Source organism: Psychrobacter sp. P11G5 (assembly GCF_001593305.1).
Taxonomy (GTDB): domain Bacteria; phylum Pseudomonadota; class Gammaproteobacteria; order Pseudomonadales; family Moraxellaceae; genus Psychrobacter.
Genome location: NZ_CP012533.1, coordinates 2770831 through 2796055, shown reverse-complemented (window position 1 = coordinate 2796055; position 25225 = coordinate 2770831). Strand labels below are relative to the sequence as shown.

General features: G+C 42.6%; 25 protein-coding genes. 11 read left to right on the top strand and 14 right to left on the bottom strand.

The window, feature by feature from the left end; genetic code table 11:
• The first annotated feature begins 117 nt into the window (after window positions 1-117).
• From tsaB to AK825_RS11350, 6 genes are all read left to right on the top strand, one after another.
• Window positions 118-831, top strand: a complete 714-nt coding sequence (gene tsaB, locus AK825_RS11375) for a tRNA (adenosine(37)-N6)-threonylcarbamoyltransferase complex dimerization subunit type 1 TsaB (protein WP_068037479.1) — start codon at window positions 118-120, stop codon at window positions 829-831.
• Between the two features lie 139 nt (window positions 832-970).
• Window positions 971-1813 carry an undecaprenyl-diphosphate phosphatase gene (locus AK825_RS11370; RefSeq protein ID WP_068037476.1) on the top strand — a complete coding sequence of 281 codons (843 nt, stop codon included), beginning with the start codon at window positions 971-973 and terminating at the stop codon, window positions 1811-1813.
• A gap of 51 nt (window positions 1814-1864) precedes the next feature.
• A complete protein-coding gene (locus AK825_RS11365; protein WP_068037475.1) occupies window positions 1865-2764 on the top strand; it encodes a class I SAM-dependent methyltransferase in 900 nt (299 codons plus the stop codon).
• A 59-nt stretch (window positions 2765-2823) separates the two neighbouring features.
• Window positions 2824-3063: a hypothetical protein gene (locus tag AK825_RS11360; RefSeq protein WP_068037474.1), complete on the top strand. Its 240-nt coding sequence runs from the start codon at window positions 2824-2826 to the stop codon at window positions 3061-3063.
• Window positions 3064-3135: 72 nt separating this feature from the next.
• On the top strand, window positions 3136-4074 hold the full coding sequence (gene ubiA / locus AK825_RS11355; RefSeq protein ID WP_068039385.1) for a 4-hydroxybenzoate octaprenyltransferase: 939 nt from the start codon (window positions 3136-3138) through the stop codon (window positions 4072-4074).
• Between the two features lie 49 nt (window positions 4075-4123).
• On the top strand, window positions 4124-4729 hold the full coding sequence (locus AK825_RS11350) for a DUF4112 domain-containing protein (RefSeq protein WP_068039388.1): 606 nt from the start codon (window positions 4124-4126) through the stop codon (window positions 4727-4729).
• 104 nt (window positions 4730-4833) lie between these two features.
• Here the strand turns inward: AK825_RS11350 and AK825_RS11345 are convergent, their stop codons facing one another.
• From AK825_RS11345 to ispZ, 6 genes are all read right to left on the bottom strand, one after another.
• Window positions 4834-5457, bottom strand: coding sequence for a hypothetical protein (locus AK825_RS11345; protein ID WP_068037473.1), 624 nt, complete (start codon window positions 5455-5457; stop codon window positions 4834-4836).
• 84 nt (window positions 5458-5541) lie between these two features.
• A complete protein-coding gene (locus tag AK825_RS11340; protein WP_068037462.1) occupies window positions 5542-5979 on the bottom strand; it encodes a secondary thiamine-phosphate synthase enzyme YjbQ in 438 nt (145 codons plus the stop codon).
• A 78-nt stretch (window positions 5980-6057) separates the two neighbouring features.
• Window positions 6058-8088, bottom strand: coding sequence for an FAD-dependent 5-carboxymethylaminomethyl-2-thiouridine(34) oxidoreductase MnmC (mnmC, locus tag AK825_RS11335; RefSeq protein WP_068037459.1), 2031 nt, complete (start codon window positions 8086-8088; stop codon window positions 6058-6060).
• Window positions 8089-8212: 124 nt separating this feature from the next.
• The gene (locus AK825_RS11330) at window positions 8213-8626 is read right to left on the bottom strand and encodes a hypothetical protein (protein ID WP_068037456.1); all 414 of its coding nucleotides are present in this window, start codon (window positions 8624-8626) and stop codon (window positions 8213-8215) included.
• Window positions 8623-8952 carry a YciI family protein gene (locus AK825_RS11325; RefSeq protein WP_068037454.1) on the bottom strand — a complete coding sequence of 110 codons (330 nt, stop codon included), beginning with the start codon at window positions 8950-8952 and terminating at the stop codon, window positions 8623-8625. Before AK825_RS11325 ends, AK825_RS11330 begins: the two co-directional genes overlap by 4 nt.
• 195 nt (window positions 8953-9147) lie before the next feature.
• Entirely contained in the window at window positions 9148-9699 is a 552-nt protein-coding gene (gene ispZ, locus AK825_RS11320; RefSeq protein WP_068037451.1) for a septation protein IspZ, read from the bottom strand.
• Window positions 9700-10007: 308 nt separating this feature from the next.
• On the opposite strand from ispZ, the gene AK825_RS11315 reads away from it, so the two are divergent.
• A complete protein-coding gene (locus tag AK825_RS11315; RefSeq protein WP_068037449.1) occupies window positions 10008-10892 on the top strand; it encodes a PHP domain-containing protein in 885 nt (294 codons plus the stop codon).
• Window positions 10893-11267: 375 nt separating this feature from the next.
• Window positions 11268-12731 (top strand): GGDEF domain-containing protein, encoded by a 1464-nt coding sequence (locus tag AK825_RS11310; RefSeq protein ID WP_082787244.1) that lies wholly within the window; start codon window positions 11268-11270, stop codon window positions 12729-12731.
• Between the two features lie 81 nt (window positions 12732-12812).
• Here AK825_RS11310 and AK825_RS11305 read toward each other — a convergent pair whose 3' ends face one another.
• Window positions 12813-14054, bottom strand: a complete 1242-nt coding sequence (locus AK825_RS11305) for a tRNA pseudouridine(13) synthase TruD (RefSeq protein WP_082787243.1) — start codon at window positions 14052-14054, stop codon at window positions 12813-12815.
• A 379-nt stretch (window positions 14055-14433) separates the two neighbouring features.
• Here AK825_RS11305 and AK825_RS11300 point away from each other — a divergent pair, with 379 nt between their 5' ends.
• Together AK825_RS11300 and AK825_RS11295 are read left to right on the top strand one after the other, a co-directional pair.
• The gene (locus AK825_RS11300) at window positions 14434-16071 is read left to right on the top strand and encodes an FAD-dependent oxidoreductase (RefSeq protein ID WP_068037447.1); all 1638 of its coding nucleotides are present in this window, start codon (window positions 14434-14436) and stop codon (window positions 16069-16071) included.
• 107 nt (window positions 16072-16178) lie between these two features.
• Window positions 16179-16820, top strand: coding sequence for a GNAT family N-acetyltransferase (locus AK825_RS11295; RefSeq protein WP_068037445.1), 642 nt, complete (start codon window positions 16179-16181; stop codon window positions 16818-16820).
• A gap of 29 nt (window positions 16821-16849) precedes the next feature.
• On the opposite strand, the gene AK825_RS11290 is transcribed toward AK825_RS11295, so the two are convergent.
• The 4 genes from AK825_RS11290 to AK825_RS11275 form a co-directional block, all read right to left on the bottom strand.
• Complete coding sequence (locus tag AK825_RS11290) at window positions 16850-17062, bottom strand: hypothetical protein (protein WP_068037443.1); 213 nt, start codon at window positions 17060-17062, stop codon at window positions 16850-16852.
• Between the two features lie 141 nt (window positions 17063-17203).
• Entirely contained in the window at window positions 17204-18559 is a 1356-nt protein-coding gene (gene gorA, locus AK825_RS11285) for a glutathione-disulfide reductase (protein ID WP_068037442.1), read from the bottom strand.
• Between the two features lie 153 nt (window positions 18560-18712).
• A complete protein-coding gene (locus AK825_RS11280) occupies window positions 18713-19165 on the bottom strand; it encodes a threonine/serine exporter family protein (protein WP_068037441.1) in 453 nt (150 codons plus the stop codon).
• A gap of 1 nt (window position 19166) precedes the next feature.
• Window positions 19167-19982 carry a threonine/serine exporter family protein gene (locus AK825_RS11275; RefSeq protein ID WP_068039378.1) on the bottom strand — a complete coding sequence of 272 codons (816 nt, stop codon included), beginning with the start codon at window positions 19980-19982 and terminating at the stop codon, window positions 19167-19169.
• Between the two features lie 163 nt (window positions 19983-20145).
• On the opposite strand from AK825_RS11275, the gene AK825_RS11270 reads away from it, so the two are divergent.
• Window positions 20146-20427 (top strand): DUF503 domain-containing protein, encoded by a 282-nt coding sequence (locus tag AK825_RS11270; protein ID WP_068037440.1) that lies wholly within the window; start codon window positions 20146-20148, stop codon window positions 20425-20427.
• An 85-nt stretch (window positions 20428-20512) separates the two neighbouring features.
• Here AK825_RS11270 and AK825_RS11265 read toward each other — a convergent pair whose 3' ends face one another.
• The 3 genes from AK825_RS11265 to uvrA form a co-directional block, all read right to left on the bottom strand.
• Complete coding sequence (locus tag AK825_RS11265) at window positions 20513-21211, bottom strand: hypothetical protein (RefSeq protein WP_068037439.1); 699 nt, start codon at window positions 21209-21211, stop codon at window positions 20513-20515.
• Between the two features lie 15 nt (window positions 21212-21226).
• Entirely contained in the window at window positions 21227-21556 is a 330-nt protein-coding gene (locus AK825_RS11260) for a hypothetical protein (RefSeq protein ID WP_068037437.1), read from the bottom strand.
• Between the two features lie 270 nt (window positions 21557-21826).
• The gene (uvrA, locus tag AK825_RS11255; RefSeq protein WP_068037429.1) at window positions 21827-24733 is read right to left on the bottom strand and encodes an excinuclease ABC subunit UvrA; all 2907 of its coding nucleotides are present in this window, start codon (window positions 24731-24733) and stop codon (window positions 21827-21829) included.
• Window positions 24734-25225: the final 492 nt, after the last annotated feature.

The following is a 25225-nucleotide window of genomic DNA, read 5'->3' as shown; positions in this document are numbered from 1 at the left end:
GAGAGTGGGACAAGGCAACCGAGTGTCGATGGTTATGTCATACTTCAAATGAGGTTAACGCAGCAACACTTTTATAGTGGACTGACTATAGTGCCAAAAGTATAAGCCGAGGTTACAATGTTTTTAGCAATGGATACCGTGTTCGATCAGTGCTCAATCGCAATTTTAGATGCGAGTGGTCAAGTACTGTCGAGTCATACCGAGACTGGTAAGCGCCAGCAGACCCAACAAATTTTACCAATGATCGATGCAGCTCTGTCCGAATCTAAACTGAGCCTTTCGGACATGCAGGCATTAATATTTAATCGAGGTCCAGGTGCATTTAGCGGTATTCGTATTAATACTGCGGTGGTACAAGCGCTATCGGTGGCACATGATTTACCTTGCGTAGGAGTCTCAAGTCTGCAAGCGATTGCGCAGCGGGCATATCAACAATATGGTGTAACGCAAGTATATAGCGCCCTTGACGCACGTATGCAGCAAGTTTACTTTGGGCAATATGCAATAAAAGATAGCGAGCAATCAGATCCTCAATCAGATCATACTGTCATGCAGCCAGTGTTAGTCAATGATGAAGAGAGCACTGAGCAACTGCTGGATTATGATAGCCAAACAGTACTCGATATTCCTATTGCCGGTAATGGCGCGTCGCTCTTAAAATTATATGATGGACAAATATGTCATGACGATGTTTGGCCGGATGCGACAGTGATTGGACAACTGGGTATTGCTCAGTTTATAAATTCTGGCGGTACCGATGCGGCGCATGCGCTACCAAAGTATCTGCGCAACCAAGCGTGGAAAACGTTAAAAGAGCAAGGTAAAGCATAGTTTTTAACATAGTCATTTAAATACAGTAATGTAAACGTCATTCATAATAGCTAGATGCGTAGTATTAACCATGCGCCAAACCTTATAAAAGCAACGACAATATAGGACAGCCAACAGGTCTGTTTTTAGGAAAATAATTGTGGATATACTCTTGTTAATTCAAGCTGTCATCATGGGTATCGTTGAAGGTATCACCGAGTTTTTGCCCATCTCTAGTACTGGTTACCTAATCTTATCAGCTGATCTGATGGGCTTTTGGACCAAAGACAAAGTTGACTTGTTCATTGTGGTGGTTCAGTTGGGCGCTATATTAGCGGTCATTTATGATTATTGGGGCAGGTTATGGCAAGCATTGATGGGTCTGCTGACGGGCAAAGCAGAAGGCATGACCAATCCAAGGCAGTTGGGACTGAGTCTGATCGTTGCCACTGTTCCGGTTATGCTCGTTGGCTTCACCTTTGCGGATGAAATCAAAACTTATTTGTTCAATCCTATGATTGTCGCCATTATGCTAATCATTGGTGGTTTGCTGATCTTTTACGTGGAAAAGCGTCCCAAGACGATCATTGCTACAGAAGCCGAAGAGGTCAGTTTAAAAACGGCGCTAATGATTGGTTTGTTTCAGTGTTTAGCATTGATACCAGGTACGTCACGCTCAGGGGCCACTATTATTGGTGCCCTTTGGCTTGGGGTCTCGCGTAAAGCTTCAGCAGAGTTTTCATTCTTTTTGGGTATCCCAGTCATCGTAGGTGCAGCCTTGTTGGACTTGCTCAAACACGGTGATGTGTTGACCAGTAGCGAGGATTGGTTGGTATTAGGCGTAGGCACAGTAGTGTCCTTTATCGTAGCGCTACTTTGTATTCGCTGGTTAGTCGCGTGGGTGAGTCGCCGTGATTTTACGATTTTTGCGTGGCTACGCATTATTACTGGGGTGGTGGTATTACTGGCGTCTTGGTTGTTTGGTTATCAGATGGCTGGCTAGATTTGCACGTTGTTTTACTAGGTTTGCAGATAACATAAAGGGAGGGCAGGTATGACCGCTTTGCAGCAAGAGTTTAGAGAGGCTACCGCCTTTGTGCATTGCCAGCTACTCTATGTTAGCGAATCACAGCAAGCGCAGATTGATAGCTTGCAGACGTTAATAACTGAACATGAACTGCCAATCGTTTTAAATACCGAGCTAATTACCGATAAACTCAATCAAAAACGTCGCCAGCAATTAAGTCAGATATCTACCCGGCCTATTTTACTGCTGGATGACAAAGACAAGCTATCGTGGCTTAGTGATGGACTGAGTGTCGCACCGGAATGGGATAAGTTACAACGCCGTGTGGTGAGTGCTGGACGTAAATCTGAGCTGTTATTACAAGCTGCTAAAATCACATCGGATAGTATCGTCATCGATGCTACCGCTGGATTCGGTCATGATAGTCTGATATTAGCCAGTACAGGCGCGCAAGTAACGATGCTTGAGCAGCAACCTTTGATGGCATTGCTATTGTTAGCAGAGCAGCAGCGGATGAGTGCATTACCGAATTGGCAAAAGTTGATGACGCGTCTGCATATTATAAATACCGATGCGCTCAGCTATTTTTCGAGTCTAAAAGCTGAATCAGTAACTGCAAATAGCAAAATAATCGATGTGGTCTATTTGGATCCGATGTTTCCAGAAGATAGCTATCAGGATAGTAAGACGGGTAAAGGTGCTAAAGTAGGTAAGCATATGCAAGCACTGCATCAATTGGCTAGCCCGCCAACATCAGAAGAAGAACGACAATTGCTACAAAGTGCGCAAGCTGTTGTTAGTCAAAATGGTGAAAAACAAGGTCGCGTGGTCGTGAAGCGGCCGCAGTTTGCGCCGTTACTTGCCAATCAACAACCAAGTGAAAGCTGGAATAATGAAGCAGTACGCTTTGATGGTTATTTTATTTAGCTATCTATGTAAAACAAACTAATTAACAAGCTTAAATTCAATAGGCTCAGGAGCACGTAGTGACAACGCTAATAATTTGGGCCATGGGTGCAGGCCTATTATTGATAAACATCATACTGCGTACTCGAATTTTAAGGTTAGAGGCGCGTTTAAAAGAATTGAGCAACCCACAAGAGCAATTAGCCTTTTTGCGTCAACAAGCAGCACAAAAAGATAAAATCCCTGCTATCAAAGCTTTACGTAAACAATATCCTGAGATATCACTGATTGAAGCAAATCGGATGTGGCAGGATATTTAGAAGCTATATATCTAGAGGCTATAGATACTTAGAGCCGTTATATTTAGAAGCTATATGTTTAGAGATGATTTAATGACCAACAGTCCCTCAGCTTTGAGTTTCAAAGAAAAGTTACACGCCTACATGCAGCTAACGCGCTTTGATAAGCCAGTAGGCATTGAGCTATTACTATGGCCAACGCTGTGGGGCGTAATGCTGGCAGCGATGGGTCAAGCGCAGCAGCAAGGAGCAACGGCAGGTCTGCCAAGTCTGAAGATATTTGTGTTATTTGCTCTGGGCGCGATTTTTATGCGGGCAGCAGGTTGTGCGATTAATGACTTCGCCGATCGCAAAGTAGACGGTCATGTGACCCGTACCAAAGGCCGTCCATTGGCAGATGGTCGCTTATCTGCTAAAGAAGCCATCGCTGCATTTTTGCTGTTGGTATTATTAAGTGCCAGTTTATTATTTTTCTTGCCTATTGAAGTATTCTATTGGTCTCTGGGTGCGGTCATATTGGCGTTTATTTACCCTTTTATGAAACGTTTTACGCATTTGCCGCAAGTGTTTTTAGCCGCCGCTTTTGGTTGGGCGATACCGATGGCTTATGTAGCCATACAAGGCGCCCCTGATATCTGGTGTTGGTTGTTGTTCATAGCTTACATGTGCTGGACAGTAGCCTACGATACCCAGTATGCCATGGCTGACCGTGAGGACGATTTAAAGATTGGGGTGAAATCAACGGCGATATTATTTGGCCGCTATGATGTAGTTATCATCTCACTACTACAAACCTTATTTCTATTAATAATGGGCGTAGTGTTGTGGCATTACTTTGCACCAACGACGTTAGGTGTGACACCAGTATTTGGCTTGGCGCTAGTAGCGATAATGTTTGCTAAGCAAAACAGCGCTTGTGCCAGTCGTCATGCATTGGCCTGCTTTCAGGCATTTTTAGCCAATATTTGGGTAGGGCGTTACGTCTTTGCTCTTATAGCAATTGCTTGTCTATGGACGACTTTTAATGGATAAACTAAATAAATTTTCGAGATTAAAAGCGAAAAAGCCAACAGATAAACCTATGGCAGACTATCAAGCAAAGCTGGCTGAGCATGGGTTAACACGCGAGCAAGTCATCGCTACCGAACGTAAATTGGCGAAGTTTGCTAATACCATGGATTCGTTAGTACGTATCCCTTTTACCAAACAAGGGATGGGCGCTGATGCGGCACTATCGACTATTCCGCTAGCAGGAGATTTGGCTGGACTTGCCTTGACCAGCTATGCGTTTATATTGGGTCGTCAGCTAGGTGTCCCAGCGCATAAAATGACACCAGCAGTCAGACTGGCGCTCATCGATATGGTGGTTGGCATCGTACCTGGTATCGGGACGCTGCTGGATATCTTTATACGTCCTAGTCGTAAAACCTTGGGCATCGTACATCAGCACCTACAAGATGAGTATGGCATCACTGAAACCATGCATATGGATCGGCCATTTTTACATCAATCACTAGAAGACAAACAGCAGCAAAGTCGCTTTTGGCGTAATCCAATCGTTGCTTGGCTCTATCTGCATATACCTGACATATTAGGGCTAGTCGTTTTGATATTTATTGTTTGGGGATTGTGGGCCGTGATGAGCTGGCTGGTCAGCCTGTTTGGGCAAACAACTGGCTTTGGCTAAACCAAAGCAATAAAAAAGGCGGCACACGATCGTAACGTGTACCGCCTTTTTTATTGCTTAAAATATTATTTTTAATGGGCTTAAGCTATGTGTCTTCTAATAAATTATTCAGTGATGACTTCAGCTTCAGCACTGACAGCATCGAAGCTGGTGACTTTATTGTTTTGAATAAGATCTATAGCGCTACCACCACCATGACTGACCAGCTGAATACTACCATCTGTTGAGCGATAAGTAGGATTATTACCTTGGCCTTCTGGTGCGCTTAGGGTCATTTTGGGTTTATTAGGTAAGGTTACGATGGCATTGAGTACGCCCGCAGCCGAGGTTTCAAAGACGACGGATAAAGTTTCACCTGACGCGCTTTTATAACGTACATCAGTGATTTGCGCGCCTTTAATCGCTTGTTCTGGATTAGGGGTCGCGGCTGCAGTATTTGGTTCTATTTCTACCGTTTCGATATCGTTTTCAAGCTCGTTTAAGTTAACATCGTGCTCTGAATCTGTGATGGAATCAACCGAGTTTTGAGAGCTGTCTATAGCTACATCATTATCACTGTTATCATTAACAGGCGTACTTTGAACGGTTGTTTCAGCTTGGGCTTCGTTAGCTGTTTCAGGTTCTGGTTTCTTTTGGCAGGCAGTCAGTATCAGCACACTAAAAAAAATGGCGGGAAAAACACGCAAGTAGGACTTGGATTTTAGTGAAGCTAAAGTAGGGGCTTTCATAATGAGGTTGTTATCCATCAAGAGGGGTTTATTTAAGCATAGTAAGCTGTGAGCAGTAATTTGCTATTGAATGACAATATATGACTAAGTGCTTACGGTAATAACTAGCTTTCGCTGTCCACCATATTTTTCGAGGTTGTCTCTATGCTCACATAGGTAAATACCTTGCCACATTCCTAGTCCTAATGCGCCATTGATAAGTGGAACGGTTAAGCTGACCCCAAGCATTATACTTTTAAAATGAGCTGGCAGATCGTCTGAACCTTCTAGCGTATGTCGATATTCTGGCTGGTCGGCTGGTGCTATTTTGTTAAGCCAGTCTTCGGTATCTAATCTGACATCTGGATCAGCATTTTCGTTGATAGCGAGACTGGCGGAAGTATGCTGTAAAAATAGGTGTACTAGACCTGCTTTAGATGTATGAGGTATTAGCTTATCAAGCGCATCTTCAATCATTGGCGTTATGATATGAATGCCGCGCGCGTAGGCAGGTAGAGTAAGGGTAGTTTGATGGTAAGGCATGGAGTATGTCTCACTATTAGAATTGACTTCAAATAGAAATAATACAGGATAGTATTATTCGTTAAAAAGCTCAATTATTCAAGTTAGCGGCGTTTGCAAACGCGTGCGATTTGGCGAGAGTCGTGCAAGCATCGCCGCTGACAATGGTGCAAACGAGCCTAGCATCATATCTGCCAAAGTTTCAGCGCATATAGGCGCTAGCGCATAACCTTTAGCGCCCATCGCACTCATGGTCCAAATCCGTTTACTATCTACCAATTGCCCAACCATCGGATGATAATCAGGGGTCTGGGTGCGAATGCCTGCGCGTCCCTGCCACAGACTGGTATCTGTTGGAATGACCGATTCCATCTCAGGAATGGCAGTGACTAGTTTTTCGCGGCTAATCTGGTGTTCTTCATTACGAATACCAGTGTCTGTATCATTGCGCACAAAGCTTGCGCCTAGTAATAAATACTGTTCGCCTTCTACTACCTCATTCAACTTACTGTCACCAGCTTGCCCGCTAAATGAGGTGCAATAGCCACCGTACTTGAGAGGAAGTTTGGGCAGTTTTGCCCATTGTGTTGCTGAGGGAATAAACCAAGAAAGCTGACCGCGGATTTTACGACAATCAAAAATACGTTTATCTAGCTGATGGCTCTCAAAAGCGGCACAAATCACCACGTTATCGGCGATGATAGATATTATATCTTTATCCTGATTACTGCCTTCAATACAAACATGGCTTTCCATCTCGTTAATACTGCTAACTTCTAAGTGTTGAAAGCGGATTAACGGATGGGTCAGTATTGTATTTTTTAAAGCTTGTGGGTTGACCAAGCCAGATTGGGGTAAGTACAAATTCTCTGATAAATCTTGCGTTTTTAATCCAGTAGTCTCTTTTGCTTGTGCAAGCGATAGCGTGGTTGCCATATCGTCGGGATAATCTAAAATTTGCTCCGTACCGATATTGGCTTTCATAAGGAGATCAAGTGCGCCAGTTGGCTCAAGTACTGGCGCTGTATTTTGCTTTGCAGCCTTTTCATTGAGCTTTCGATATAGTCTGCTGCTATAGAGATAACCTATGGTATGCAGATGCTCGTCGACATGATGGATAGGCGTCATTTTGGGTGCGAGTAGGGCGCGAGGGTTACCTGATGCTCCGGCTAAGGGGGCTGATTTATCTAGTAAGGTGACATTGATACCGTGATTGGCTAGCGACCATGCCGTTAGCAGTCCAGAGACGCCAGCACCAATAACTACGATATGATTGTGAGCGCTAGATAGCGTAGAACTGCTATCACTATCATTCGAATATACTTTATCAGCCATGACCGCCGTTAGCATTTCACGCTTACGCCCAAAGCCTTTAACTTTTTCAATCTCAAATCCACAATTTTGTAGCGCACGTTTGACAATACCGGCACAGCTATACGTGGCTGCAGTCGTCTTTGGACGTGACAGGCGCTGAATTTGTGCAAAGATGTTTTTAGCCCATAAGGTACTATTGCAAGAAGGGGCAAAGCCATCTAAAAACCATGCATCAATGTAGGGCGCGGGCTTGATAGAAGTATCCAAAGCTAATTTGGCTAAGCTGATAGCTGCATCGCCCAACCATATATCAACGGTCAAATTATCATTGAAAAAATGCAAGCGATGACAGCCCGCGATAAGAGGAGGATAGGCAGATAAAAATAGCTCAATTATCTCTGTCAGCTCGGGCGCACGCTGTCCCCATAATGCCAGTATCTGCGTTAAATCTGCAAGCGGTATCGGGAATTTTTCGGTAGTAATAAAATGCAGTTTCGCAGTCGCTAATTGTGGATGCGTTTCACGCAGTTGTCGCCATAGCTGCCAAGTTGCCAAGAGATTTAGTCCAGTACCAAAACCCAATTCAGCGATGGTAAAGCACTGCTTTGGCTCAAGGTTTGCCAGCCGCTCTGGCAGTTGGTTATGTGCCAAAAACACATGACGCGACTCCGCTAGTCCGTCGGCATGTGAGAAGTAAACATCCTCAAACTCACCTGACACTGGCACCATATTACCCGTATCATCCATTTGCCAGTCAATATTGGCAGGAGTAATGACGTTTGATGGTTCAGCATTTTTGATTTGAGCGGTAGGCATGAAAACGTTCTTAGGAGCGTTGATGGCTCTATTAGAGAAGCTTAAACATTGAAGAAGCTTGGAAATAGTTAGGGTTAGTAGGCGTGAAATATCGAATAGAGTCTATCAATAACAACTGCTGATACTACCAGCGCTCACGACGCACAAACACTAACCACGAGACGAAAATACCGACCAATAAGCTAATCAACACCGTGAAAGCACCATATAAAAACAACTGACCTTTGCTCTCATAGACTAAGACGTTAACTTGAGTTTGTAAGTCATTAACTTGTCTTTGTAGCTGTGCATTGCGACTGAGTAGCGCTTGGTTAGCATCGGATAATGCTTTATCTGAAGGCTGTAGTTGTGCTGCTAAAGTATTGTTAGCTGGTGTCGTTGATTGAGCAGAGGTATTTTGACTCGTTATAGGCGGCGTCGCTGCCGGATCATTGTTCGTGACCGTTGGGGCAGCTTGCGCTGATATCGCAGTGATGACAATGATGCTAGCAAGACTATATTTATAATATTTTTTTAACAAAGATGAGCGCTGACTCACGATGGCACTACCTTATCTGCTATATCGTTAGTAGGTGCTGGCAACGTTTTTATAAAAGGCTTGATATCAACGTGACTGTACACGCCATCACGTAGATAAGGTTCTGCGCTTGCCCATGCCTGCGCTGCTTCAAGTGAGTCAAAATCTGCAATAATGAGACTGCCTGACATATCACTTTTACCATGTTCAATAGGGGTTGGCCCTGCAATAACTAGGCGTTGCTCGCGACTTAAAGCTTGTAAACGTTCAACGTGTTCAGCACGCGTAATTTGACGCTGTGCTGCGCTGTTGGCCACATCATGACCAATGATAGCAAATAAAGACATAATCCTTCCTTAATAAGTAGTAAGAATAAAGAGTTATAATCGGTAAGAATAATACTGATTTGTCATTAACAATTAATTATTGTCGCTATGGGTATTTAGAAACCATTTAACTTTTATTACAAAATAACGAATACCAAAGTATATTTTATTTTTAATGCTGATAGAAGTAAGCAAGCAGGATACTATTATTAACCTTTATTTCGCAGACTTGTCAGTTAAGGCTGGATTTAGATGCTTTTTTAATACCGCAAATTGAGCGACAACGAACACCAACATAATCGGAATCCAGCCATAGGTTTTAAAGTTAATCCATGCTTCATCAGACATTGTAAATGCCGTGATATAATGTAATACGCCCATAAAGGCAAAGAACAGTGCCCATGCGACAGTTAGCTTTTTCCAGCCACTCATCGTTAGGGTGAACACATCTTTCATCGCTAGTTGCATTAGAGGCTTGTTGATAGCCGCACTAATAAACAACGTTAAGGCAAAGATACCGTTGATAATTGGTGATTTCCAACGTAGATAGATGTCATCACGTAGCAGTAGCGTACCACCACAAAACACAATGGTTAATAGTAATACAACCCATTGCTGCTTATCGAATTTACCTTTTTGGCGCACGAAATGAATCGCATAAATGATAATAGTTGCAATCAGCAAGGCACCTGCTGCTGCCAAAATACCGCTCTGACGGGCAGTAATAAAAAAGGCAATCAGAGGAATGAAGTCTAGTAATGCTTTCATAACAAGTGGGATGTCCAACAAAAACGTAGTGGGTAGTTTACACGTCTACTGCGCTAAAAAAAAGCAGACAACACTACAATCATATTCGATAATAGGCGTAAGCCATAATACGTATCATTACTATTCATCCATTTAGCTATAGTCAATCCACTATAAAAGAGTGACAGCGTTAACCTTGTTTGAAGTATCACTTATACATCTGCACTCGGTTGCCTTGTACATCTTTTAAATTGAATCAATTATATTATTCATTCAATTATTCCCAATTAATCCATCAATATCCGTATTAAAAACCTAAGGCCAACTTTATGAAATTCGATTTACATTGCCATAGTACCTGTTCTGATGGCACTTATGCACCGGCAGATGTAGTGCAGCGCGCGCATGCAGCTGGTGTCGATGTGCTGGCATTAACTGATCACGATACTTTACTAGGCATTGATGAAGCTAGAGCAGCAGCAACTGCATATGGAATGACGCTTATCAATGGCGTTGAGATTAGCTGTGAGCATACGCTAAACGGCGGTTATGGTAAGAATAAATCAACCAATAAAATTATTCATGTGCTTGGACTCGATTTTACAGATCGTGAAAAAATGCACGAAACTCTACAGCAGTTGCAAGAAAGCCGGGCAACTCGTGGTCAGCGTATCACTGAAAAACTCAGTAAGCTGCTGGATATTGATTATGATGAGCTTTGGCAAGCCGTACTTGATAAAGCTGGTGGCAATCCACAAGCAGTTGGGCGTGCGCATATTGGGCAAGTGTTATTTGAGCGTGGCGAAGTTAAGACCGTACAAAAGGCTTTCGATAAATATTTAGCCGACAATAAATCCGCTTATGTGGCGATTGATGCCCTGAGTATGGCGGATGGTATTGAGCTGATTCATGCTTGCGGCGGTAAAGCAGTGCTCGCGCATCCAACGCGTTATCAGCTTTCGGCTACACGAGTACGTAAGCTTATCGAAGAGTTTGCTCAGCTTGGCGGTGATGCTTGTGAGTTACCAGCGACTAGTGAGCCGATCAGCACCCGAAAAATGGTTGATCGTAGTATTGCTGAACATGAGCTTGTCGCTTCAATTGGTAGTGACTTTCATGGTAGTAATATGCCATGGCGACGTTTGGGTGATGTGCCAAGTCTGACTACTGAGCAGCTCGGAGTCTGGCAACTTTTTGAAAATACTAGTTATTAATTATGAAGCAATTATCAACCATATATCGTATATAGATACCCTCTATAACAATCGTATTGCTAAACTATTTGAAAGTTGTCAAACTCAATAATAAACATATCAGAATTATACGAGTAAGAATAACATTCACAAAAACGAGTATAGTGCTGCGTCGATGGATGGCTTGATAAAAATTACAAAGCATATCAATCATTTAAAGAGTAAACCAATAAGATGCTCATCTGCCATATCCTAGGATTAATACTAATATAGTAATAAAGGCGCAACGCTTTTAATGCTTTGAACTTATCTATCAGTCTGTCAGTGGCTATCAACAAACGATTCCGTTTGGGTTAGTGTTAACGACAGATTGAATGTGCACGTGGTAACGCGTATATGGTTACATCGATATATCGGCTAGGCTACAAAAAACTTTCTCAAATGATTTTTGAGTGGCAAGCTGCGGATAGAGCATCATTGTTAGCCTTGTTCATTGTGATGGAAGTCACCATGCATTGGTTATGGTGTCTACTTGTATGGTTACGGCAAGATGCCTTTGGCAGCTATGTAGATATGGCGCTATTATATCCAATATGGGTAACCATAACGCTGATGGGATTGTTTTTTTGGTGGATGGTAGGCCATTTATCGCATATTAAAAATGACTATAAACGTCTACATAATTGGCAAATCGTACTAATTTTTGTCTATAGCTTATATATTGCAGTTGTCGTTTTGGTAATGGGTCATAGTAGTTTGGTCTCAGGAGTGTCGCTAGTTGGCGGTACTATGCTGGCGATGATGCTGGTACGCCGTCGTTATATTTGGTATGCATTCTTAATTCAAGTATTCTTGATTGTGTTAGTGGCTATTTTGCCTTATTTGGGCGTGAATTTGCCCAGTATGCGTCAACTCACCATTACTTCGTTACCGCTTGGTACTTATAGTTATCAGACTTATACCGAGATGACTAATATGGAAAATGCGATAGCAGCCACTATTTTTCAAGATGGTACGCTTAGCTGGGATAGCATAAACGAGATTCGTCGTTCTTCAGTATTCTTTTGGCGTGCAACGCACATGTATTTGGCATTGCCCAAAGCTATTTTTATGGTATATGTATTTAGTACACTATTATTAATCTTAGATAACAGTAAAAAAGAAATTATACAGCATGCCAATCATGACGAGCTGACAGGACTGAAGAATCGACGCTATGGTCTGACCCAAATGCGGCAAACGCTAGCAGATTTGACAGATACTCAGGACTATACCGTCATCTTGTTAGATTTGGATTTATTTAAATATATCAATGATAATTATGGTCATGAAGTCGGCGATCAAGTATTAAAAGAAGTTGCGAATATATTGATGGATACACTCGCTGATATAGACATTGTTAGCCGTTATGGCGGTGAAGAATTTCTAATTATCTTACCTGATATGGCGCACGATTTAGCGATGACTATTGCGGAACAATTGCGTTGCGATATTGCCAATCACGTGATTCAAGTAAATCATAGTCTCAGCTTTAGTATAACGGCGAGTCTAGGGCTCTATACATTGACTCATACTGAGCGGACATGCATTAAGCAAAGATATGCCTCTATAAAGTCAACAGAACACGCACCGCAGCTAACAAAGTCGCAGATAGTTAAGTCGCGAAGAGGTAAGCGGGTGACTAAACAAGCTCCAGAGCTACCAAAGGCGCAATTGCCAAGTGATATTTGCCAGCGCTTAATTAGGATAGCAGACAAAGCTTTATATGAAGCCAAAGATCGTGGCCGTAATCAAGTCGTTAGCGCCAACGAGATGCTAGCAGCGGAAAATAGTAATATTGAGCCCCTTTATTGCACCTAAAAGCTGCTACCCCATTGGCTAGCAGCTAATGACAGCGCAGTTTAATAAAGATTGTTTGACCTTCATGCACTACGCAATTAATTACAAGGTGCTTAACCGTTGCACCAAGCTTGCCAATACACTGGTCGCAAAACTGCCAGTCGTCAACGTAAAGTTTAATACCAGCGTTTGCTCATTACTATTTTGACTACCTTGCCATTCCCAACTCAAGGCTTCAATCGGCAATCGTAGCGCTCGTCGTTGTGCTTTCACATCGCGCTTCTCTAACCCCATTGCCAGCTGCGTTAATAACGCACTACTCTGTACCACATCGTTCTCAAGCTGAGCTGCTACGCTGCTGACTTTGTCATTAGCCATGCCCCATAACACGCCTGTTGGATGAATATCACCGCTAGCAACTCGCGCGCGTAAAGTATCGTCTATTTCTTCACTGGTAAATATCGAGCCTGAACCGTCTAAGTTAAACACCTCACCTGCGAGTCCAGTATTCCAACTACCATCCCGTACCCGTGCAGCCAATATCTCATTAAATATTAAGCTACGCGCGGCAGACAATTCCATAGAATTTTGCTCTCGCGGCGCACGTTTACGTTTGCTCTTCTTTGGCTGAGGTCGACTTTCTGGCGTTGGACGCGCAAACAATGCCAAGGCTTCTCGAATATTATTACCATTCCACCCAAAACGCTGTGGGCCAAAATAATTGGGCACGCCGCTTGCGCTGATATTTTGCAAATGCTTTTCTACAGACGACTTATCTTCATTTTCCAACTCAATATCTCGCAAGGTGATAATAAATTGATTAGCTCGGTGCGTACCACGATTAAGCTTTTTATTGTGCCAATGTTGAGCAAGGATAGTGACCGACTCGCTGTCGCTGATATCTACTGGTGCAAACTCAGACTCTGGCAATTGCCTCAAAGGTATTCTTAAGCTAAACCACTGAGTCGTCAGCGCATGACGGTCTTTGAGTCCTGAATAACCGACATCACGTAAGGGAATCTCTGCCCACTCTGACAGTAATTTAGCCAGATAGGCAGTATTCACCCCTGACTTCTCTATATGTAGCCATAAGTGCTCACCCTCGCCAGTAAAGTCTAACGGCAATATTTCATTGACGACAAAATCTGTGTTATGGGTCTTGTAAGTCGCTTGTTTGAGAGGTGGCAAAGTTGGCTGCGGTAATTGCGCAGTATCCGTCGCTGCCTCGATATCAAAACTGGTGATATCAAACTGTTCATTATTAGATGACTGACTGTTTAAGTCAGGTTCAGAAGTAGACGTAGCTGTCATTTCGTTCTGGTTATCTTGATCTTGAGAATTCATAAAGTCGTCTTGTATTTTGGTTATAAGCTTTAGGTTGAAAGAATAGAGCTATTCGTTAAAGGCTAGTAAAGGTTAGGAAGTTACGTTTTGCAACGCAGCAAACATACAAATAAACAGCGTACGCTAACTGGGCTTGCTACTATCAATGAATCTACTTTTTTTAAATGTATACTTGATACTAAATAAAATGGTTACATAACATTATTATGCGTTACTGGTACAAATTTTTCTCGCTTGCTGTGCCTACGCCGACAGAGGCTTCGTAAAATTCATTCCAGTAACGCTTGGTAGTCCGCAGTAATCCTGTATTCATTAAAGTATATCGACTATCTCAAACACGTTTTACGCAGAACATAATTATAACTGTTAAGGATGACCTATGAGCCAAGTTAATAATAACCAAGCCGATAACAAAATCGCCGCCAAAAATCTAGTAACGATCAATAAATCTGACATTCCAAGTGGCGGTATGAAGTCATATAAACAAGATGACGATAGTATCATTTTAATTACCCGTGATGAGGACGAGTTTTTTGCCTTTGATGGCAAATGTCCTCATGTTGGTGCAGATTTAGGTGATGGCATGCGCTGTGGTAATCGAGTGGTCTGCCCGTGGCATCATGGCAGTTTTGACAGCCGCGATGGCACGCTATTAGAGCCAGTTGCCATGCGCGGATTGACGCAGTATGAGCTGACAGATGAGGGCGATAGCTTGACCGTCAATACCTCAGCGAAGATAGATAAACGCGTTGAAAACGACAAGCTGACTGATACCCATACTATTATCATTGGTGGCGGCGGTGCTGGTTTTATGACGGCCAATCAGCTGCGTCATACTGGCTATGGCGGTAAGATTACCTTGATTAGTAAAGATGATAAAGCCCCTTATAACCGTCCTTTATTGTCGAAAGCATTTTTGGCAGGAAAAATGGAAGAGAAATATTTGATGCTTGGCGGCAGCGAGTGGGCCAGTAAAAATAATATCGAGCTACGCTTAAATCAAACCGTCAGCGAAGTATTACCCAATGAGCGCACTATCGTGATAGAAGACGAGAGTGGCAATAGTGAGCAGCAAACAGCGGACTTCCTAGTGGTAGCGACAGGTGCTGAGCCTAAGATACCGCCTTTTAAAGGTGCTGATTTGGATGGCGTCTATACGCTACGTAGTATGGAAGATGCTAAACTGATCAAAGCGGCCAGTCATGATCAGCGTGTCATCATTGTTGGTACAGGGTTTATCGGTATGGAGGTTGCGTCTGCTTTAATGGAGGCGGGAAAGGCAGCATCTGTCACCGTTATTGGGCGCAGCCGCCGCGTCATGAGCAATATAGTCTCTGAAACGGTGAGTAATGCGCTCATCAAACTCCATGAAGAAAAAGGGGTTACCTTCGCATTTGGCGCAGGTGTTGATGAAATCAATGGAGAAGGTAGTAAAGTCAGCGGTGTAAAACTGTCAGATGGCAGTACGCTTGCAGCAGATGTTGTCATTTTAGGTACAGGCGTAGCACCACGTACAGAGATTTTAAATGAGGTGAACGCTCCAGATGGCGTGCAAGTGGATGAGCATCTACAACTGCGTGATGGCGTCTATGCGCTCGGTGATATTGCTAAAGCGACCAACCAAATGGGACGTATGCGTATTGAGCATTGGCGGGTGGCTCTGCAACATGGCATCGTGACGGCAGCAGCTATCTTAAATCAAGACAATGTCAACTCGCTAGAGGAACGTATTCCTTTCTTTTGGACGGCACAATATGGCAAAAGCCTACGCTATAGCGGACATGCAGCCTCGCCAGATAACAATATCTTGTTTGGCTCGCCAGATACGCTAGATTATATCGAATATTACTTTGATGACGATGGGGAAGACACGCGTGCTAGTGCTGCTAGCACGTTAGGGCGTAATAAAGAGCTGGTTGCCTTTTCTGAGCTACTCCGCCGTGGTCATGCGCCAACGCGTGCGCAAATCAATGCAGGATTTAATCTCATCGACCAAGCACAGGCGTTATCACGCTAGTACTTAAATCTGATAAGGTTTACTATAAAGGCTGGTCTATTAATTTAGGTCAGCCTTTTATCATATAGCCTTTTATACTAAATAGACGGAAAAGGACAACCAGTTTCATGAATAAAGAACAGACAGGTAAAAACCACTTGAATAGAGAGTCCGTATTTTTACGACAAGCAGAAGCGGATGATATTGACGCACTCGAACAGTTACTAAACCGCTGCTACCGAGAGACAGAGGGCTGGACCAATGAAGCGGATTTAGTCGGTGGTATTCGTATCACTCAAGCTGAGCTAGCAAGCATCATTGCCAATCCAAAACACTATCTATTCATTTATCCAAAAACGACCACAGGCGAACGCGGTGGAGATGAAACCGGTGAGCTGTTGGGTTGTATTGCGGTCGATATAAAAGTTGATGACAATACAAATGAGAGCAACCTTAATAGGACTGACAATGATAACAAAGCTTATATTGGTATGTTTGCCGTACATCCAGAGCTGCAGGGGCAGGGCGTTGGTAATGTAATATTACAAGCCGCTGAAACTTTCGCTGAAAGACATTTAAAAAGTAATAGCCAACCAACCCGTCTTACTATGTCTATTTTAAGCCATCGACCTGAGCTATTGGCTTACTATCAGCGCCGTGGTTATCAGTTGAATGGTAATAAGATGCCATTTCCATATGATGGCAATAATGGCGAACCAAAACGTCAGGATTTAGAGTTATTAGAATTAGAGAAAATCGTTAACGCTTAAAGGTTAACTTTATCTATATCAAACTTGAGCTAACCCCAAAAATGCCCAAAGGTCATAAACAAGCCAACGCTTAGCAGAACAAATGCCACGATAATTAAACGCTTAAACCAGTTGAAAGCAGGCAAGCGCGTGGCATTGTCATCAGACATCAGGTAAGCAAATAAAAACAGTAAGCTTGCTGCCAAGGTCATGATGCCTAAACCAATCGGTAATATAAAAAGGTATACCTGCCACACAGTCATCTCGCAACGGTCATTATTAAACGCATCATAGCAGTATCGTGATTGTGCTGTCAGTATGTGGTTTTACACTAAATAAAAAATAGGCAATAAAAAAGGCTATTCCGTCAAGAATAGCCTTTCTTCTAATAGCACCCAGTCTATCTAACGCATCGTCACAAATTCTTCCGAACCCGTAGGGTGAATAGCAACGGTATTATCAAAGTCAGCTTTGGTAGCGCCCATTTTTATCGCCACCGCAAAGCCTTGAATCATCTCATCAACACCATAACCAATACCATGCAAACCGATAACTTTTTCATCATCTCCTAAGCACACTAGCTTCATCACGCACTTTTGACGATGCTGAGTCACCGCGCTATACATAGAGGTAAATGTCGAGGTGTAGCATTTGATATTGTCCTTGCCATGATGATTGATAGCGTCAATCTCAGACAAGCCAATAGTGCCGATAGCAGGGTGGGTAAAGATAACCGTCGGGATAAGATCATAAACTAAATGCTCATCGGTTTTGTCATTAAACAAGCGCTCAGACAACCTACGACCCGCCGCGATAGCCACTGGCGTCAAATCAATACTGTTCTCAATAATATCGCCAACCGCATAAATGCCTTCAACATTAGTATTTTGGAACTTATCGACTTTGATTTTGCCGTTGTCCGTCGTCTCAACGCCTGTGACATCCAAGTTGATAGTATCGGTGGAAGGCGCGCGACCAATCGCCCAAATCAAGCAATCTACGGTATCAAGAGCGCCATCTTTGGTACATAACTCTAAACTGCCATCTTCATTCTTATTGACTTCAGTAAGGGTGGTTTCAGTATGCAGTTGAATGCCGTCTTGCTCCATTTCTATCAGCAAGGCCTCGACGATAGTATGATCAAATGAGCGTAGCGGTGAATGCTGACGAACATACAAATGCACCTCAGCGCCTAGACTGTTAAGTACGCCCGCGATCTCAACAGCGATATATCCTGCGCCGACGATAGCCACACGTTTTGGCAAATGGTTTAACCTAAAAAATCCATCAGAATCAATACCGTGTTCTGCGCCTTTGATATTAGGAAGAATAGGGTGACCGCCTGTAGCAATCAAAATATGGTCAGCGGTAATGTGTTCGCCATTAACCTCGACCGTATTGGTATCGATAAATTTGGCAAAACCCTTTATCACTTCAACGCCATTTTTCGCCAAGTTATTATCATAAGAGCGGTGAATATTTTGGATATACTGTTGACGACTATTGACCAGCTTTTGAAAGTCAAAGCCTTTTACTTCCACGTCAAAGCCGTAATCAGGCGCATATTTTTCGATGGCTTCGGCAACTTGTGCTCCGTACCACATTACCTTTTTAGGTACGCAGCCCCAGTTTACGCAGGTGCCGCCCAATTGGTCAGCTTCTATAATGGCGCATTTTTTGCCATAGCTCGCCGCTCGGTTGATCGAGGCAATACCGCCGCTACCGCCGCCAATGGAAATATAATCATAATGTTTTGTCATTGTTATGTCTCTTTATTAAGTTTTGGTACAATTTTGAACTCTATGGTAATGGGTATGATAATAAATCTTACAAGGTTTTTATCATGAAGGTGTGCTGAGTCGCATCGGTATGTAAAAGTATTTAGGCAGAAATAGCCCGCCATCTAAACCTATCTACACAATGGCACGACGTCTATAAAATAACAGTCCGGGAATGGACAAACCTAACACCAATCCTGAGGTAACAAACAAGGCCTCAAACAAATAAACCATCATTTGGCTAAATAATTCGTCCGAAAAACCAAAATAACCAATCTGCACCATACTAACCATTGCCTTATAAGCGGCGATACCTGGCATCATACAGATGACACTTGGTGAGATTAACGCTTTGGGTGGTAGGGTATATTTTTTAGAAAAATACACGCCCAAAAAGCTGGCAAGCATCGCCCCAAAGAAGCTGGCAACCACCAGATGGATGTGCTGATAGACAAGTGCTGTTTTTAGCCCAAATCCAAACGCGGTCATCAGCAAACAAGGCAGAATATAGCGTTTGGGTACGCTGAACATCAGCGTCCAACCAAGGGTAATGATGCATGACAATACCACGGTTTCTATAAACCACATGTCAAAACCCCCAATGTTGTATTTGCAGTAAGATCAGCGCCATCACGATGCCGACGCACGCGGACAAGGTCAACATATAGGTAAAAACGGCACGTCCAACGCCGATATTGACATAGCCCTTTAAGATGTCTGAGAAAGAGTTAATCAAAGGAAAGCTTGGCACCAGCAGTAGAACGCTAGAGGCAACGGCAATATCTGCATTATTACCAATATCAAAATAGTAAGTCGTCGCCCCAATCAAAGAGGCGATAAATGCCGTCACGATGACCGTGATAAAGGGATTGAAGTGGTGCTTAGCCAAATAAATGCGGGTAAACATCGCTACCATGCCAGCGATAAAGGTTACGGCGGTAATCGACCAACTGCCACCATTAAGATTCGCAAACGCGGCACAAGATGCGCCAACAAATATACCTACCAGCCACGTTGGATAAACCGTTTTATCTAATTCATCAAACGCAAGGGTGGTGCGGTCAGTAAGCTCAGACTTCAGCTTATTGTTATATAGCTTGTGGCTATTTGTATCGGCTTCGGTTTTATTGATAATTTGCTGGATTTGTACCAATAAATTGACATTGATGCTTTGATTAATAGTGTCTCGAGTAGTGGTGATACAGCGTTCATCACAGATGGTCGTCAAGGTGATGGCATTAAAATTAAGCGAACATTCTACGCTACTCATTCCCAAAGCGAATCCCAAACGTTTAGACAAGTCAACCACCACAGCGGACTCGGCACCATATTGCATAAGGAGTAATCCGCAGCGCACGCATAATCGAGTAATGCGCTGTTGCTGTACGTAGCTGATAGAGGTCATTGGGCGAGTACGCATGTTGGCTATTGTGATTTTTATGAATGGTATTAGTATAAACAGTGTGAGTCGTTATGAGGTATCGATACGGCAAGGTAACGATAGCATAACTTGCCGTGCTTATTTGCTACTATTATAAAGCGTAAACCACTGTCGCAAGGAGAATAAAATGCATATCGCTATCTTAACGCTGACTTTTGCGCTATCCGGATGTAGCTCATTAAAAGAAAAGCGCCAACGTATGGGCGGCCTGCACGCCCGCTTTGGCAATACGCCAAGCGTCGCGGTATGTGAGAGCGGCGAGCGTGATCGGCATGATGCCAGCGAATGGACGTTTGTAATCGTCGGGCTGTCTAAACGTGAAGTCGAGTCACAATGCAGCCAAATAGAGGAGAAGATAGAGCGGACCGTAGATGCGCGGGTAATGAATTTTGAGAGGGAGTTTGTGTAGGTTAGGGAGAATTAGCTTTCCTATGCTTTTGTAGATTGAGTTGAGTGTAATTTTGTTAGTCTAGTAAGAGTAGTTTACATAAAGGTTAAGAGCTTTCCGTAAGTAAGAATATATCTATTTTTAGAGATTCATAAAATGATAATTGAAAAAAAACCTTATCTGAACCTTCTTCAAGAACTTTATAATAAAAAACTTCAGTGTTTTGCCCATGTTTCTCTATATTATTCAATCTCTCTTTAACAAACTGACGATATTCCTCTAGTTTTTTATTTGTAGTTACTGAGTCGCTATCAAGTGATACTACAAATTGATAGCGCGACTTAACTTTGCCTTCATAGTTTTTTTGAAAGTGATGAAAATATATACCTCTAGATATATAGTCAAAACATTCATCTAACTTATTTTTATCAAATTCGAATGCGAACGTAGACTGTAGTTCTCCTAAGCCGTATTCATCAACAAGTACCTCTTGTGCTGACCCTAATACTTCTTTAAATAATTTAGGTTTTCTCTTTATTATTTTATCCACAGCCTTTTTTAGAGCTAAATGCTGACCATTCTCATTAGCAAGAATGTTTATTGCCATAATAACGAATAAATACTCATCTAAATGTGACTTATTAGAGTTGTGGACATCACAAGAAGGAACGGTAATCAATTCTTGTCTATGATTAATGTCATTGTGACTATACTTTTTATCAGGAAAAAATACTTTAGGAGGGACATGCTCCATACTTGTTTTTGGTTGCCCGCAATAGTAACATTTATTTTTTAACGTACTCATAAGCTAACCTTGTTTTTAAATAGTTCTATTTTTTATATTAACTTTCTCCAGTCTAACTTCCCAGTCATTACCAAATCTATTGTTCAAATAATTTTCAATTTCATTTTTAGTATGAGAGTTAGCGTAATTTGGTACTATCAATCCTTGGTAGCCTGATAGAGCATATACGTTATGTCCTTCTAAAGCATCTTTTTGTGTCGTTTTTTTGGTTATATAGACTTCTGCTTTACCTTCACTATTGATAAAACGATTCTTAACCTTAGGGCATTTATCTATAGGCAGAATGATTTTTATGATAAAGGATTCAGTTGGTTTATCTGAGACTAAGATATTTGATTGATTCATAGGTGTTCCTGTTACTGTATTAATAAAGAGTTATAGAATGTGTTAAAACATCTTAATCATATATTAATGAATAACTAAGTTAAATCATAAAAAATTTCTTCGGAAAAAATGGCTCAAGAGTCCAACTATAAATGGTATTGATTTTGTAAAATGGCTTCAAAAGTCAATTTTTAATTACACCTTATCTAACTTGATATCTTAACTATTACCCAACAAAAAAGGCCACTCCCTAAAGAGCAGCCTTTCAATCACTTTCTAACTATTATCTAATTAGCTCACTTCTTTCATCGCTTGTTTAAGCATTGGCTTTAAAAACTCACCAGTATACGAGCCTTTCACTTCTGCCACTTCCTCTGGCGTACCTTCCGCGATAATCAGTCCACCACCTTTACCACCTTCAGGACCTAAATCAATGACCCAATCCGCAGTTTTGATGACGTCAAGATTGTGCTCGATGACCACGATAGTATTACCTTTATCACGTAGCGCATGCAAGATATTGAGTAGCTTATCAATATCATGGAAATGTAAGCCAGTGGTTGGCTCATCCAAGATATAGAGCGTCTGTCCGGTATCACGTTTGGCCAATTCACGGGCTAACTTAACACGCTGCGCTTCACCACCTGATAATGTTGGCGCAGATTGACCCAAGCGAATGTAGCTCAAACCAACATCCATCAACGCTTGCAGGCGACGATAAATCGCTGGAATGGCAGAGAAGAACTCAGTCGCATCTTCAACAGTCATATCGAGCACATCGGCGATATTTTTACCTTTATAGTGAATCTCTAAAGTCTCGCGGTTATAGCGTTTGCCTTCACAGGTGTCACACGGCACATACATGTCTGGCAAAAAGTGCATCTCAACTTTGATGAGACCATCACCTTGACACATCTCACAGCGTCCGCCTTTCACGTTGAAGCTAAAGCGACCCGCTTTGTAACCACGGGCCCGCGCTTCTTGCGTTTGTGCAAACATCTCACGTACTGGCGTAAAGACACCGGTATACGTCGCTGGATTTGAACGCGGTGTACGACCAATCGGACTTTGATCGATATCGACCATTTTATCCAAATGCTCAAGACCATTGATGCTGTCATGCTTATCCGCGATGAGCGTTGAGGCATTATTCAACTGCGTTGCTGCCAGTGGCATCAAGGTACGGTTGATGAGGGTCGATTTACCAGAACCTGAGACGCCAGTGATACAAGTCATGATACCTATTGGCAAGGTCAAATCAACATCGTGTAAGTTGTTACCTGATGCACCTTTTAGCTCAATGGTCATCGGTACTTTTTTCGGTTTGGCTTTCCCTTTTTCCTCAATCTCTATCGTTTTAGCCTTGTGACGAATGCTTGGAATCTCGATTTTTTTCTTACCAGACATATATTGTCCAGTTAGTGATTCTTCATTGGCCATGATGTCATCGACCGTACCCTGAGCGATGATATGACCGCCATGTACGCCCGCGCCGACACCGATATCGATGACGTGATCCGCTTGGCGAATGGCATCTTCATCATGCTCAACGACTAGCACGGTATTACCCAAATCACGCAAGCGCGTTAAGGTTTTTAGCAAGCGATCATTGTCACGCTGATGCAAACCAATCGATGGCTCATCGAGTACATACATGACGCCCATCAAGCCCGCACCAATTTGGCTAGCCAAACGAATACGTTGCGCTTCACCGCCCGATAGCGTTTCAGCAGAGCGGGCAAGGGATAGATAATCAAGTCCGACACTGACGAGGAAGTTTAGACGCTCATTAATCTCTTTAAAGATTTTTTCTGCAACTTCGCCTTTATGACCGCCAATCTTCAGCGTTTTATAATAGTCAGCGGCATCACCGATAGACAACTTGACGATTTCAGCGATGGTATGCTCGTTGACGCGGACATTGCGTGATATCTCATTCAGACGCGCGCCATCACAGACGTTACAAGTAGTATCCGCCAAGTATTTCGCCAGCTCATCACGCACAAGGTTACTTTGCGTTTTGGCATAGCGGCGTTCCAAGTAAGGCAGCACGCCTTCAAACGGTACCGTCTTATTGGTTTTACGACCGCGCTCATCAGTAAAGTTAAAGGTCAACTTTTCTTTACCCGAGCCATGCATGATGAGATCTTGCTGCGCGTTTGGCAGCTCTTGCCACGGCGCATCCATATCGATTTTAAAGTGCTTACAAACAGTCGAAAGCAAGCCAAAGTAATAAGCGTGACGCTTATCCCAACCATTAATCGCGCCTTGATTGAGCGATTTTTCATGGTGAGTAATCAGCTTTTCGGCTGAGAAATACTGACGTTTACCGAGACCATCACAACTTGGGCAAGCACCATAAGGATTGTTAAAACTGAACATACGCGGCTCAAGCTCAGACACTGCGCGGTCACAAACAGGGCAAGAGTGCTTGGCAGACATGACCTGATTAGCATCACCGCCTTCTTTTGGATTACCATCCATAAAGTGCAGCGTCACCAAACCTTGACCTAAACGTAGGGCAGTCTCCAAACTTTCAGCGACGCGGTTGCCTAAGTCGTCACGAACTTTAAAGCGGTCGACCACGACCTCGATCGTATGCTTTTTCTTTTTATCGAGTGTCGGTAGTTCATCAGTATCGTAAACATCGCCATCGACACGTACGCGTACGAATCCTTGACCAATTAATTGCTCAAGCAGAACTGTATGCTCACCTTTGCGCTCACGAACCACTGGCGCAAGTATCATTAGTTTTGTGTCATCTGGGAGCGCCATGACTTGATCGACCATTTCGGTGACCGACTGCGCGACCATTGGCTCGCCATGTTCTGGACAATAAGGCGTACCGATACGCGCATAGAGCAGACGCAAATAGTCATAGATTTCGGTAATCGTACCGACCGTTGAGCGTGGATTATGGTTGGTTGATTTCTGCTCGATAGCAATCGCAGGGGAGAGACCTTCAATACTATCGACCTCTGGCTTCTCCATTTGCGAGAGAAACTGACGCGCATAAGCCGATAGACTCTCGACATAGCGACGTTGCCCTTCGGCATAAAGCGTATCAAAGGCCAGCGATGATTTACCAGAACCAGATAGGCCAGTAATCACCACAAATTTATCTCGTGGAATGTCTAAGTCGATGTTTTTTAGATTATGAGTGCGTGCGCCGCGAATCTTAATATGCTCGTGTGCCATCGGTTCTGGGTTTCCTATTTGCTAAAAGCGTTATTAAAACAACTATGTACGTATGGTTATAAAATACAAAAATGTAGATAAGGTTTAATTAAAAGATTTAGTCATGCTACTTGAAAATAGACTACGCTTTATTTGATTATTAAAAATAAAAGGTCTTTATAACCATCATTAAAGATTTATAGGTACTTATTATTTATTGGGGTATTCGATGATTCTAACTATAAAGCGATTCGTTATTTAAATATTGACAAAAGTTTAAATTTTAATTGAATTGGGTTTATTGCTGTAATGTATGTGAATACTAAGTTATCAACGTTAATTTCATTCTCAAAGTTATCATAGAGTAATAAATTAAGGACTTAATGTCACAAAAGGATATAAATAAGCCAATTTCATATTCTTAGACACTATTTATTATGCTTTATCTCTTAAGCTCTATCTTTTAGACTCTATGAGTATTTATAAACTGGGAATATCTACAAACTACGAATA